This is a genomic window from Coxiella endosymbiont of Ornithodoros maritimus (assembly GCF_907164965.1).
GTDB lineage: Bacteria > Pseudomonadota > Gammaproteobacteria > Coxiellales > Coxiellaceae > Coxiella.
In genome coordinates this window covers 1-13,584 of record NZ_CAJRAM010000055.1, presented here as the reverse complement: position 1 = coordinate 13,584, position 13,584 = coordinate 1, and the positions used below count along the sequence as shown (strand labels likewise).

Sequence of the window (13,584 nt, the reverse complement as noted above, 5' to 3'; positions counted from 1 at the left end):
AACGCTATTTATATCATGATGGAAACTCACAATCCCCTGCCCGCGCAGGAATGACAGGGGGCGGGGACGACAGGTTGACAAAGTGGGTGATGGCAAAGTGCGGGAATGACTAGGGTTGTGAGTGACCATGCTTAAAGAAATAAAGAGGAGTTTGTAAATTGACAATTTCTTTTGTCCACTTAAAAATTCATAGTGAATATTCTATTGTGGACAGTGTCGTACGCATCGATCAATTATTGCAGCGCGCTGTGGATTTAAAAATGCCGGCTGTTGCTTTAACCGATGAAGTTAATCTTTTTGCGCTTGTTAAATTTTATCGTCAGGCAATAAACAAAGGAATAAAGCCTATTATTGGATCGGAATTACTATTAACTGCAGGCGATGATATCTTTCGATTCACGGCTTTGTGCCAAAACCGAATTGGTTTTCGTCACCTCATTCAGTTATTATCCCGCGCTTACGTGGAGGGACAACAGCGCGATCACGTATTAATTCAGTCCGAATGGTTGGTGCAAGCCAAGGAAGGATTAATTATTTTGTCTGGCGCTCGTCGAGGGGACGTTGGACAGGCATTGTTACAGCGTCGCTTGTCATTGGCGGAGGAACGATTAAGGCGTTGGATAAAGTATTTTCCCGGTCGCTTTTACTTAGAATTACAGCGTACCCGACGGGACCAAGAAGAGGAGTATATCCATTCAGTCATTGAATTATCACTAAAACATCGCGTACCTGTCGTAGCTACGAATGAGGTGTGTTTTTTGTCGCAGAGTGATTTTAAAGCGCATGAAGCGCGGGTATGTATTCATCAAGGTTATCTTTTACAAGATCTCAATCGCCCTCTCGAGTATAGCGATCAACAATACTTTAAAAGTGCTGAAGAAATGAGAGCGCTTTTTTTGGATATTCCAGAAGCATTAGAAAACACAGTAGAAATTGCTAAACGTTGCAGCGTTCCTTTGTCGTTGGGCGAAGTTTTTTTACCTAAGTTTTCTGTCCCTGCCAATTTGAAAGTAGAAGATTATTTTCGCGCTCAAGCCAAACAAGGTTTAACCCACCGTTTAGTTGGATTAGAAATAAAAAATAATTTAACCTGCAAAGATTACGAGGAACGTTTAGAAACCGAAATAACGGTGATCACAAAAATGGGATTTGCCAGTTATTTTTTAATTGTGGCTGATTTTATCGCGTGGGCAAAGCAACATCATATTCCGGTAGGTCCGGGGCGAGGTTCTGGTGCGGGTTCTTTGGTAGCTTATTCGCTGGGAATAACAGAACTTGACCCTTTAGAACATGATTTGTTGTTTGAACGCTTTTTGAATTTGGAACGTGTTTCAATGCCTGACTTTGATATCGATTTTTGTATGGAGGGCCGCGATCGCGTTATCGATTACGTGGCTAAACGTTATGGTCAGGAAGCGGTCGCACAAATTATTACTTATGGCACGATGGCAGCGCGCGCCGTGTTGCGCGATGTCGGCCGTGTTTTGGGATTGCCTTACGGTTATGTGGATAAAATCGCAAAATTAGTTCCCTTTGAATTAGGCGTGACGTTGGAAAAGGCGCTTGAGCAAGAAGAAGTGCTGGCTAAACGCTACGAGGAAGATGAAGAGGTTAAAAATCTTATTGACCTTGCAATGAAGCTAGAAGGACTGACGCGGAATGCCGGCAAACACGCTGGAGGTGTTGTGATTGCTCCTACTAAATTAACGGATTTTGTTCCGCTTTATTCTGAACCCGCTAGCGATCATGTGGTTACGCAATTTGATAAAGATGATGTAGAGGCCGTCGGTTTAGTTAAATTCGATTTTTTAGGCTTGCGAACATTAACCATTATTAATTGGGCAGTCCAACATATTAATGCCAAACGTAAAATTCAAAATGAAATAGAACTTGATATTGGCACGATTCCACTGGATGATCCAAAAACGTATGCGCTTTTAAAAAGCTGTGCCACAACCGCTGTATTTCAGTTAGAGTCTCGAGGCATGAAAGAATTAATTCGGCGGCTGCAGCCGGATAATTTTGCCGATATTATGGCATTGGTTGCTTTATTCCGACCCGGCCCTTTGCAGTCGGGTATGGTGGAAACGTTTATTGCTTGCAAACACGGAGAGCAGTCAGTCCATTTTCTTCACCCTGCGTTAGAACCTATATTAGGCACCACTTATGGGGTGATTCTTTACCAAGAGCAAGTCATGCAAATTGCGCAGGTGTTGGCGGGTTATTCTTTGGGCGCCGCGGATGTTTTGCGCTATGCCATGGGAAAGAAGAAACCCGAAGAAATGGCAAAACAGCGTGCTGTTTTTCTTGAGGGTACGAAAGCGCGGGGTCTAAAGGAAGCGTTGGCAAATCAAATTTTCGACTTAATGGAAAAATTTTCGGGCTATGGATTTAACAAATCGCACTCAGCGGCTTATGCGTTGATTGCTTATCAAACGGCGTGGCTAAAAGCGCATTATTCGGCGGAGTTTATGGCGGCTGTTTTATCGTCGGATATGGATAATACGGATAAAGTGGTTGGATTTATTAATGAATGCCGTGACATGAATTTGGAGCTGTTGCCGCCGAATATTAATTGGAGTCATTATCCTTTTACGGTAAGTACTGAAGGTCAAATTGTTTATGGTTTAGGGGCGATAAAAGGCGTGGGTGAAGCCGCCGCTATGAATATAGTTGCTTGCCGCAAAGCTGAAGGTGAGTTTAAAGGGCTCTTTAATTTTTGTTCTCGTGTAGATTTACGTAAAGTAAACCGTCGTACTGTAGAGCCATTAATTCGTTCAGGCGCAATGGATACTTTTGGCGTTTCACGTGCATCTTTATTTGAATCGTTAACCAAAGCCTTCCAAGCAGCCGAGCAAAGAAATCGGAATATGATCTTAGGCCAACACGATTTATTTGGTGAAGCAGTTAAGGGGATCGACGAAGATTATACGGAAGTGCCAGAGTGGAACGATAGCGATCGTTTGCGAGGAGAAAAAGAAACGTTAGGATTGTATGTGAGTGGTCATCCTTTGCAAGCTTGTATCAAAGAGATGAAAGCAGTGGGCGCTGTACCCATCAATCATTTATCGCTTTCAGAAAAAAATTCAGTTGTTATCGCAGGAATGATGATGGGTATACGTACGATTACAACGCGCAGTGGTAAGCGGATGGCGATTTTGTCTCTTGAAGATCAAACGGGAAAGATTGATGTCACGCTGTTTAACGATCTATACCAACAGGTCATTGCCGATTTAAACGACCATGCGATTTTAGTCATCCGTGGAACGGTTGGCAAAGATGATTACACGGGTGGTAAGAAAATGGTGGCCGATATGTTATTAACGCTGGATAAGTTCCGAGAACAGATGGTAAAACGGCTGCTTATTCGGCTAGAGGCTGAGGACGAGGTAGACCAGCTTTTAACGGAATTACCTCCACTGATTAAGCCCTATGTCGGCGGACGATGTCCAGTGGCCGTTGCTTATCAAAGCAAAGCAGCGGTTGCCGAATTAGTTTTAGGCGAGGCTTGGAGAGTGAAAGTGAGCGATAACTTATTAAGTGAACTGAGTAAATTATACGGGAAAGACCAAATTGAGTTAGAATACTAAAGATTCAAGTAGCCCGTATGGCGAAGCGAAATTAGGGGCTATGGGCGTTCTATCTTAGACTACTTCGATGAAACTTTCAGTAAGGGCGCATCTTGCCCTTTTTTATTACATTACTGTAGGGATTAACTTTCCCTTTTATTAAAGACGCTCCGGGGTCTATTTTACCTTCGCTTTTTGTCGTCTTGCGTACGAGCGTTGCGAGCCTGATTTTATTGCCGGTCCTCCTTTTACAGAGGAAAAAACAACGTCTTCAATAGTGAGCGTAATTTGTGAATGAGAAAATAATTGTTTCAAACTCTCTGTATTCGTGCAGCTTTGAATAAATAACGAAGTGACCTGTTGATAAACAAGTGAAGTTTGATAACAATAAGTAAGTATTTCAACGAATAAAAAAAGTAAATAATGAGGATTATTGCGATGATACCATATTAACTGAAAGAAAGATGGCAGGAGCGATTTGTAAAGAGAATTTTGATATCCATCGGTAAAAGGATAATGCTTTCGCATGAGATGTTGTAGGTTTGATGGTAAAAAATTAAAAAGAAGATGAGTTTCCTCTTTAAAAAGATTATAGTTTTGAACAAGAGAAAGTGGGATTGCAAAAAACGAGTTTGAAATGATATTGTCAACTTCTTTAAAGAAAAGATGTGGCTGATTAAATTTTGCTTAGGTTTCGTAATAAAGGTGTTCTGTAATAAAAAGTGAAAAATCGATCAAAAATAAAAAATCAGCTTCTAGTTCATTTAATTTTTCTAAGGAAACCCCGACAAAATCAACCAAAGGTTTGTTTGTAAGATGATAATCATCTAAATATTTCGCTGAAACCATTAATGCAATACCAAAGAGACGATAGACGTTGCTTCGAGTAATTGTAATGTTCTTTTTTTCTTTAATTTCTTCGGCTCTTCTAATTTAGGATAAAAGCGTGAATAAAAACATCCCACTCTGCGACGTATTTATGAGTCTTTGGATTTTTTATCGCTTTAAACCTTGAAAAATAATTAAGCAGTGGGTAAGGAGGTGGGCAACTATGAAATGAACTTTTTTCGGCAGGTATTAAGGAAAAGGCGGAAGAAAGGTCTGATATGCGACAGATAGCCCCAATAACCTCATCTAATGTTGATTCTGATTGCGTTCGCATTCTCCATACTTTTCAGAGTTTAATTTTTATGAATTGTCTTATAGTTTTTTAAACTTAGTCAAGTTAAAAGCCTGAGCGAGCCGATCATTAATAAAAAATTAAGCTTTGTTTTGCTTGTTTTATTTTAAAAAGGGGTGTTGAAGTTCAGCCACTAAATATATTCATATTCAATTGAGGAAACGTATGAGTCCTCTTTACCGTTCTCGCAAAAAAGTAGTCATATCCTTTTATTCCGCTGGTTCTCATATCAATGGCCATTCGCTATTCTTTGGGGATAGTCCTGAGAATCAGAAAAAAGTGCCTGATATTAATGACTTAACCAGTTTAGCGCCATTCCCTTTACTAAAAATGAAGTTTTCCATATAGGAGAAGGGAGTCGAAGAGTACGATACATTTAACGAAGTGACTGAGGAAGTACAGGGATGCCGAGATAGTTCCACTCTAGGTACGGGTAAAGGAGCTAAGCTCGACTTTTCTTGATGAGTCGCCTATCATCCCTCGTATGAGCACATTCTATAACACATTGAATATTAAATTAAAAAATATTTCAAAAAAACGCGTTATTGCGAGTTTTAAGACAGCGGTTGCCTGTTTGATCGGCCTTGTCATCGGCGAATTATTGCATTTATCAATGCCACAGTGGGTGCTGATCACCATCGTGGTGGTCATGGCAACAACTATCCGGATTGGGGGGACGATACAGAAGTCTTATTTCTGTTTGCTGGGGACTCTTATCGGCGCTCTTTTGGCGGCTGGGTCGCTCTATCTGTTGGGAGATCAACCTACAATCATTCATGTTTTATTGATATTATTGTTAGTTGTTTTTTCTTATCTGGCTAGCAGCTCTAGTAATATTAGCCAATTTGGTTTGCTGGGCGCTACGACCATGGTCATGGTATTGGATGCCCGAACACCCACATTAAAAACGGCCTTGGATCGCACATTGGAGATATCTCTTGGAATTGTTATTGCTATTTTGGTGACCCGCTTTATATTTCCGGTCCATGCTAAAAAACTCCTTCGTTTCAGGATCGCGAACACTATAAAACAATTTCAGGCGCTTTATGAATTGTTCGTAACCTATAAATTAACGCAGGAATCACTGGCTGAACAGGAAAAGATTGAAAACAATATTATTACGGATGTATTTAAACAACATACCTTGTTGCAAGAAGCTGTAAACGAAGACCCTAGCGTTAAGAAATATCGGCTTACCTATCAAGCTATTTTCTTGTTAGAAGGGAAATTATTACGAAGCATTTACATGTTGCGACAAACCATGCTTACGGAGTCCATTCAATTTCATGATTTTTTTCAAAATCAAGATATTATTAAGCTTAACCAACAGATAGTTGATTTGTTCGATTTCATTCATGCAATTTGCTCAAAACAAGTGCCGACAGTGATACTTCTTTCAAAGGAAGAGCTTTATGGGAGCATAGAAAAAATAATCCAGTCCTTATCAGAATCGAAAGGCTCCGCTTATCGAATTATTAATATCCACGCTTTTGAATTTTGCTTGGAACATTTGGTTAATGTATTGTATAAAATAGAAAAATTAGTGCAAAAACTTGATAGCAAACACGGCAATCAGCACAATATTAAAACTCCCACTACGCATAATAAACCGGCATAAACTATTTTCAAATGAAATTTAGGTAATTTCACGCTAAGTTTTGAACCCCAATGAGCCGCTAAAGCGCTGGGAATGAGCGCAATAATGGATAACGGAATATTCACAAACCCAATGTGATTACCGGAAATCCCGACTTTTAAAAACCTGTGGTCATCAACAACAAAGCAGCAATGGCTGAAAACACAGTGCTTGTTAAGGTTGCACACCCGATCGCGCGCCAAAGATTGACACCGCATTTATGCAAATAAAGGACCGTGAAAACAGCAACACCCAATAAAAACCAGAGTAGGCCGATAATCGTCGTCATTATTCGATTGAAAAAAGAGAATAAAGACCAGGTTTTAGTGTCGCGGTCTTGATGATAAAATCCCAGCCAGACGGCGACCAATATTACCACCAATCCGAATAGGCGTTTGAGATAAGAGCTGGGAGTAATATTCAGTAAAATAATGGCTAGAAGGGTGCCTACTGATAACCCTGAAAAAATTTTTTTAAAAATACTTAAATCAATAAGGTTATTTTGCCATTGCACTCGCGTGGCCGATATTCCCAATAAAGCGCTGACGGCGGCCGTCGTAGCGATTGCTATTTGCATTTGATAGCCTTGGGCAAGTTCAAAGTGATGCAATACATAATAAAACCCGGGTGTCATCACTAAACCAGACCCGCCACCAAAAACGCCGTAAATAAGTCCAGCGCCGATGCCCAAGGCGATGCAGTCAATGATTAATAAAAACATATCCACAGCAATAGACTCCCAATGGAGCCCGTTTTCACGGGATGATGAGGGATAAACGAGAGAGCTACAATAAGGGGGTATTGATTTTGGATTCAATAGATAATGCAATTAAATTTAAGAAAACACCCGGTGGCCCATGTCGACGGGGCATCTTTATCGACTAAGAGGTCCATTTTTTTATCTTCGAGAATTCCTTCAACAGCTTGTGCGCAAAAATCATTATCTTGAGATCTTCTCGCAATATAGCTGAGGGATAAGATCCCAGACATTGTCTTTCTATCGTTGGGCACAATCAGTCGATGGATTTGCTTTTTTTCCATTTGTTTGATGGCCTCATCCAAGCCATCGTTTTCATAACAATATTCGACATCTTCGCTCATAACATCACGCAAGGCTGTGTCCTCAGGATCTTTTACTTGAGCGGCAGCCTGTAGAACGATGTCTCTGTCGGTGACAGTTCCAATTAATTTATCATTTTATTCGACGGGGATGAATCCGCAATCCAATTGCTCCATTTTCTTCGCAGCTTCTTTCACACTGCTCGTAGGGGGTAAATAAACTGGTTTTTTAGACATAATTTCCTTCACTCGCATAACGATTCCTCCTTTGATTGGTTCTATAAATAATAGTATAGCGAGATAGTAAAAAAACTGTTTTTAAATCAAAAAATTATCGATCTTTGCGCCTGCGGTTTGGCACGATATAAAAAAATGCACGCAGGAGGGAGAGCGGTGTGGATTGGGTGTGCGCATAGCGATTATTGGCGCGGCCTGTTTTCATTCCGCTGAAATAATACCTATCGATGATGCTGAAGTATGGTTGGCTCTGAATTTAAAAAGGATAGACGAATCTTTGATTCCCTAATCATCGGAGCTGATATTAGTAGTCTTTCGGCAGCCAGTCAACTTTTTGATGCCGGTTTTGATATTATTATATTAGAAGCTAGAAATCGGATTGGCGGACGTATCTATACAGACCGCAGTCACGCTTTTCCTCTTGATTTAGGGTAGGCTAGGTGCATGATTTGGGTCAAATGCGTTGGTGAAAACCTTAGAAAAGCTCAAGCTTAAAACCCTTCCTTACAGTGGGATGTTAACGAAGTCTGAAGAGCATTTCTTTTATTCAGCTAGAAGAGTTGAAAAAGTTTATTAATCATTTTTTTTAAAATAATTAAGTATCAATCTGTTATGGGAAAAGTGTAAAGGAAATACTAGGAAAAAGACTTTTTTCCACTGAAACTGAATTAGATCAGAAAGAATCAGTAAACAACTGGATAGCTTACCTTATCAGCGGTTGGACGGGAGCCGACATTGATAATTTTTCTACTTATATTTTTCAACAAGCGCTTCAAGAAAGTGGTCAATCCTATCTTTTAGGTGGATACGATCATGTGATCGATTCTTTAGTACAGAAACCTCAGAATTGTGTTGGAATCGCCCCTTAGTAATGTGAATTACTCGGATACTCGGATGATCATGTCTAAGTAATCACTAATCATCGGGCTTATTATGCAAAAGCTTATGCAAAAGCCGTTATTGTTGCCCTTCCCATTGGGGTATTACAAAAAGGAAAAGTCATTTTTTCTCTCGCACTCCCCACACGTAAACAAAATGAAATAATGTAAATGGATTCCCCTCTTTTAAATAAAATAATTCGAATTTCCTGATTGTTTTTGGAAAAAGGAAGCGCTTAGCTTGCGATATTTGCCAGCTAACCAACGAAGCGTTGCGTTTTGCGTAAAGTATCAGAAGTTAATGGATGTGCCTTTTCTCGTAGGATTAGTGGGCAGCAGTTTGGCAGAAACCATTGAAAAATCAAATAAACAACAATGCGATCACTTTGCCCTATCTCCATTGAAAAAAATATATGAAAATCATTTTATCGAGCCATCAAATATTACTGTTACTCAATAGCGCGGTGATCCGTATTCTTGAGGGACTTATTCTTTTTTACCGAAAGAAAGCTCACCCGATTGTTTTGACGAGTTGGCTTCTCCTATCGAGGATAAATTATTCTTTGCAGGGGAAGCAACCAATAAAGAAATGTTTTCAACGGTTTAGGGCGCTTATTCGAGCAGTTTGCGAGCCGCTAAAGAATTATTATATCGGCACGTACATTAACTGACAGGTTGGGGAAAATATGATTGTTAAAAATAGAGGTGCTATCAGCAATCCAGAAGGACGGTTTGAAAAAGAGAATTATGAGAAATTTGATGACGGATGGGAAAGCAATGCCGAAAAAGAATTATTGCCGCCCTTAGAAACCGTTTTATTTAAATATCAAGCGAAAACAGTTATTACGTGCAATGATTCGCTCGATGTTGGTTTTGAACAATCAATTAATCCTTACCACGGCTGTGAACATGGCTGCATTTATCGTTATGCGCGACCGAGTCATGCGTACATGAATATGTCTGCTGGTTTAGATTTTTAAACAAGAATTTTTTATAAACTAAATCCAAGTATGTCTGTAAACCTATTATTTTAGTGGCGAATACAGATCCTTACCAACTTGTCGAAAGGAAATTAAAAGTGACTCGTAGTATTTTGGAAGTCTTAAAGCAACATAACCATCCTGTGGTGATTATTACCAAAAGTTCGATGATCGAATGTGATCTAGATATTTTGGAAGAGATGGAGAATCGTTGATTAATGAGTGTGGTAGTTAGCGTGACTACGCCTTAGGAATAAATTGAAACAAATATTAGAACCGCGTACCTCTACGTCAAAAGCCATGATTACGTACTATTTCCAATTTAACAACACGAGGCATTTTTGTGCGTGTAATGACAGCGCCGATGATATCCATGATTAATGATATGGAATTGGAAAATATCTTGAAAGCAACCTGTGAGGCCGGAGCGCGACACGCCAGTTACACTTTAATCCGTTTGCCTTATGAGAAGTAAAAGATTTATTCAAAGAGTAGTTGGAACAGCGTTTCCCGAGCGGGCGAACTATGTGATGAACATCATTCGTCAAATGCTCGGGGGGTAAAGTGTACGATGTGACCTTTGGTCGGGGTATGCGTGGAGAAGGGGTGTTTGCTGATTTATTAGAAAAACGTTTTTACGGGGCCTGTAAAGAATTTGGATTAAATTCGCATCCAGCCCCCGTGCTGGATACTCAAAGTTTGAAGCGAAAAATGCCTTCTGCCGTACAATTGGATTTGTGGAGTTAATGATTTTCAGAGAAATAAATTAACGAGCGACTTTTGAAATTCAGGACCATAAAAAGCGCCGCCCACTGGGATGCTATTCCCTAGAGCTTCTTCAATGTTACTGATCCAATTAGGATCAAAGTCGCCACAAAGCTCGATCATTTGATAGCTTTCGTGATGTAATTGATGAGCTACTTCAATCGCTTGTTCTTTTATGATTCATATCAATGCCGATCGCTTTAAAACAGGACCCTTCTTTTTCCATCGTACTGATATTTGTTTTAGGATCAAAACCGGGCATTGACAAAGATGAAAGCAAAGGAGTTAAATTTCATAAAATCACTCATAAGTTTTGACGCTTATGATTCCACCCCACCCCCAAATTGTCAAATTGATAGTGGGATGTTACTATCATGTGCTCTTTGAAGGGGTGGTTCGCAATGCCAACGATTCAACTGCCGGATGGCAGTGTTAAACGATTTTCAAAGCCGGTGTCCGTTCAGGTAGTGGTGGAATCCATTGGAACTTCGCTTGCAAAAGCCGCGTTGGCGGGCAAAATCGATGATCGTCTTGTCGATGTTTCTTTCATTATTGATGAAGATGTGTCTCTTCGGATTATCACGGAGAAAGACCTGGAAGGGTTGGAGCTTATCCGCCACTCCGCAGCTCATCTTTTAGCTCATGCGGTAAAAGAATTATTCCCGAAAGCAGAGGTAACCATAGGCCCGGTAGTGGAAGACGGCTTTTACTACGACTTCGCCTTTGAACGCTCTTTTACCCCCGAGGATCTTGAAAAGATTGAAGAAAAAATGCGATCGCTGGCTAAAGCGGATTTAGCGGTTAAACGAAGGGTGTTAAGTCGTAATGAAGGATTAACGCTGTTTAAAAAAATGGGTGAACGTTATAAAGTCGAAATTATTCGCGACATTCCAAAAGAAGAAATATTGACGGCTTATCAACAAGGTGATTTTATTGACTTATGCCGAGGTCCGCATGTGCCTCGTACCGGAATGTTAAAAGCGTTTAAATTAACAAAATTAGCGGGTGCTTATTGGCGAGGCAATAGTAATAATGAAATGTTACAGCGCATTTATGGAACCGCATGGGCAGATACTAAAGCATTAAATGCTTACCTTTACAGGCTGGAAGAGGCGGAAAAACGGGATCATCGTTTACTAGCTAAAAAAATGGATTTATTTCATTTCCAGCAAGAGTCCCCGGGAAACGTGTTTTGGCATCCTAAGGGTTGGAGTATTATCCTGCAAATGAGAGAATACATTCGTCACATTACGCATAAATACGGCTATCAAGAGGTTCATACGCCACAATTAATTAACGCTAGCCTTTGGGATAAATCGGGGCATTTGGAAAAATTTGGCGATGATATTTTCAGTTTACTGTTGGAACCCCAGCAATATGTTATTAAGCCAATGAGTTGTCCGGCCCACGTCCAAATATTCAATCAAGGCGTTAAAAGCTATCGCGATCTCCCACTTCGCTACGCTGAATTTGGTGCTTGTCATCGCAATGAGCCTTCGGGCACGCTGCACGGTTTAATGCGATTGCGTGGGTTTGTGCAAGATGATGCGCATATTTTCTGTACGGAGGATCAAATTCAATCCGAAGTATCGGCCTTCATTGATCAATTACACGAAGTGTATGCGGATTTTGGGTTTACTGAGGTTATCCACAAGCTTTCCACACGCCCTGAAAAACGAGTGGGCAGCAACGAAGTGTGGAGTAAAGCCGAGCAAGTGCTTGCGGAAGCTTTGAACCGCAAAGGCGTCGAATGGGATATTTTGCCGGGGGAAGGGGCTTTTTATGGACCTAAAATTGAATTTTCTTTGCGCGATTCTTTGGGGCGAATATGGCAATGTGGGACAGTTCAAGTTGATTTCTCCGTACCGGAACGCTTAGGGGCGCATTATATTGCGGAAGACGGATCTAAAAGGCCCCCTGTCGTGATTCATCGCGCCATCTTAGGGTCTTTTGAGCGGTTTTTAGCGATTTTGTTGGAAGAATATGCTGGTAAATTACCCTTATGGTTGGCGCCCGTGCAGGTCGTGGTTATGAATATTACCGATCGACAGGCGGATTGTGTGGGCCGAACTGTAGAAAATCTTCAAAATCTGGAAATTAGAGCGCATTCGGACTTGAGAAATGAGAAAATCGGCTTTAAAATCCGCGAACATACTATTGCGCGTGTGCCTTATCTGGTTTCGATCGGTGATCGTGAAGTAGCTGATAAAACCTTAAGCGTGCGTGCTTTAGAAGACGAGGCATCGACCACGATAACGCTAGAAGAATTTGCTCGTCGATTGAAAGTGGAAATTAGTCAGCGTACCAGAAAGTCGTCAGCCCAAGCCCTCCGCTCCCCGTTGGTGGGGAGAGTTAGATAAGAAGGTAAGATTTTGTTTAAGAGGAGATAAAATATCAGATCAAAACGAACACGCGTCAATAACCAAATCCGCGTTTCTGAAGTGCGGTTGATTGACGAAAAGGGTGAGCAAGTAGGGGTTGTGAGAACTGATCGCGCCTTAACGATGGCCGAAGAAGCTGGATTAGACTTGGTAGAAATTTCTCCCACTGCTAAGCCGCCCGTTTGTCGTATCATGAATTTTGGTAAATACCAATTTGAGCAAAGCAAACGAAAAGTGGCCCAGAAGAAAAAGCAGCGCTTGGTCCATATTAAAGAAGTCAAATTCCGTCCTGGAACGGATGTGGGCGACTATCAAGTTAAATTGCGTAAGATTGCTACCTTTTTGGATCGCGGCGATAAAGTAAAAGTCAGCTTGCGTTTTCGGGGACGCGAAATGCAGCACCGTCAATTGGGTTTAGAGTTATTAGGTCGCGTGAAGCGCGATTTAAGGAATGTCATTAGTATTGTTATTGTTATTGAACAGGAGCCTAGGCTGGAAGGTCGCCAGATGACGATGGTGATTATGAAGCCTAAAGGTGAAGGTAATAAAACGAAGAGAGAAGATCATGCCGAAATTAAAGAGTAATCGCGGAGCCGTGAAGCGATTTAAAGTTACAAGTTCTGGTAAAATTAAACGGGCAGCGTCAAATCATAACCACATATTGACGAAAAAATCGCAAAAGCGTAAACGCCGTTTACGAAAAATACATGAAGTCGCTCCCAGTGATGTGAGGACTGTAAGTGAGATGTTGAGGGATTGATATATCGAGTTCCTATCCTTACCAAGACTAAAAAAGGTAAAACCCGTGATTTCCGTGCGTAGGCTGCCTACCGACAGACAAAGAATCGAGGGCTTTCACGGCCGAAGCCACGAGAATTCCGGCTAAAAGGCTAAGAAAA

7 protein-coding genes and 7 pseudogenes are annotated in these 13,584 nt (G+C 40.9%); 9 read left to right on the top strand and 5 right to left on the bottom strand.

Going from position 1 to position 13,584, the window contains the following annotated elements; genetic code table 11:
• Nucleotides 1–158: 158 nt before the first annotated feature.
• Both dnaE and OWO34_RS05975 read left to right on the top strand, forming a co-directional pair.
• Entirely contained in the window at nucleotides 159–3,590 is a 3,432-nt protein-coding gene (dnaE, locus tag OWO34_RS05980; protein ID WP_267256881.1) for a DNA polymerase III subunit alpha, read from the top strand.
• A 67-nt stretch (nucleotides 3,591–3,657) separates the two neighbouring features.
• Nucleotides 3,658–3,832 (top strand): annotated as a pseudogene (locus OWO34_RS05975) (DMT family transporter); the annotation flags it as partial.
• Here the strand turns inward: OWO34_RS05975 and OWO34_RS05970 are convergent.
• A pseudogene (locus tag OWO34_RS05970) lies at nucleotides 3,825–4,731 on the bottom strand (cyclin); the annotation flags it as partial. The pseudogenes OWO34_RS05975 and OWO34_RS05970 sit on opposite strands and share 8 nt — an antisense overlap.
• Before the next feature lie 502 nt (nucleotides 4,732–5,233).
• Between OWO34_RS05970 and OWO34_RS05965 the strand changes: the two are divergent.
• A complete protein-coding gene (locus OWO34_RS05965; protein ID WP_267256880.1) occupies nucleotides 5,234–6,367 on the top strand; it encodes an FUSC family protein in 1,134 nt (377 codons plus the stop codon).
• Here the strand turns inward: OWO34_RS05965 and OWO34_RS05960 are convergent.
• The 3 pseudogenes from OWO34_RS05960 to OWO34_RS05950 all read right to left on the bottom strand — a co-directional run.
• Nucleotides 6,322–7,112 (bottom strand): annotated as a pseudogene (locus OWO34_RS05960) (sulfite exporter TauE/SafE family protein). The gene OWO34_RS05965 and the pseudogene OWO34_RS05960 sit on opposite strands and share 46 nt — an antisense overlap.
• Nucleotides 7,094–7,202, bottom strand: a pseudogene (locus tag OWO34_RS05955) (hypothetical protein). Before OWO34_RS05955 ends, OWO34_RS05960 begins: the two co-directional pseudogenes overlap by 19 nt.
• A 77-nt stretch (nucleotides 7,203–7,279) precedes the next feature.
• Nucleotides 7,280–7,681, bottom strand: a pseudogene (locus OWO34_RS05950) (CBS domain-containing protein); the annotation flags it as partial.
• Between the two features lie 240 nt (nucleotides 7,682–7,921).
• Here OWO34_RS05950 and OWO34_RS05945 point away from each other — a divergent pair.
• From OWO34_RS05945 to OWO34_RS05935, 3 genes and pseudogenes are all read left to right on the top strand, one after another.
• Nucleotides 7,922–8,116, top strand: coding sequence for an FAD-dependent oxidoreductase (locus OWO34_RS05945; RefSeq protein WP_267256879.1), 195 nt, complete (start codon nucleotides 7,922–7,924; stop codon nucleotides 8,114–8,116).
• A gap of 684 nt (nucleotides 8,117–8,800) precedes the next feature.
• Nucleotides 8,801–9,019 (top strand): hypothetical protein, encoded by a 219-nt coding sequence (locus OWO34_RS05940; RefSeq protein ID WP_267256878.1) that lies wholly within the window; start codon nucleotides 8,801–8,803, stop codon nucleotides 9,017–9,019.
• 226 nt (nucleotides 9,020–9,245) lie between these two features.
• Nucleotides 9,246–10,286, top strand: a pseudogene (locus OWO34_RS05935) (PA0069 family radical SAM protein).
• 6 nt (nucleotides 10,287–10,292) lie between these two features.
• Here the strand turns inward: OWO34_RS05935 and OWO34_RS05930 are convergent.
• Nucleotides 10,293–10,566, bottom strand: a pseudogene (locus tag OWO34_RS05930) (DUF6506 family protein).
• A gap of 139 nt (nucleotides 10,567–10,705) precedes the next feature.
• Between OWO34_RS05930 and thrS the strand changes: the two are divergent.
• The 3 genes from thrS to rpmI are packed head-to-tail and all read left to right on the top strand — an operon-like array spanning nucleotide 10,706 to nucleotide 13,445.
• Nucleotides 10,706–12,664 (top strand): threonine--tRNA ligase, encoded by a 1,959-nt coding sequence (gene thrS, locus OWO34_RS05925; protein WP_267256877.1) that lies wholly within the window; start codon nucleotides 10,706–10,708, stop codon nucleotides 12,662–12,664.
• A 33-nt stretch (nucleotides 12,665–12,697) separates the two neighbouring features.
• A complete protein-coding gene (gene infC, locus OWO34_RS05920) occupies nucleotides 12,698–13,270 on the top strand; it encodes a translation initiation factor IF-3 (protein ID WP_267256882.1) in 573 nt (190 codons plus the stop codon).
• Nucleotides 13,251–13,445, top strand: a complete 195-nt coding sequence (gene rpmI / locus OWO34_RS05915; RefSeq protein ID WP_267256876.1) for a 50S ribosomal protein L35 — start codon at nucleotides 13,251–13,253, stop codon at nucleotides 13,443–13,445. Before infC ends, rpmI begins: the two co-directional genes overlap by 20 nt.
• Nucleotides 13,446–13,584 lie beyond the last annotated feature (139 nt).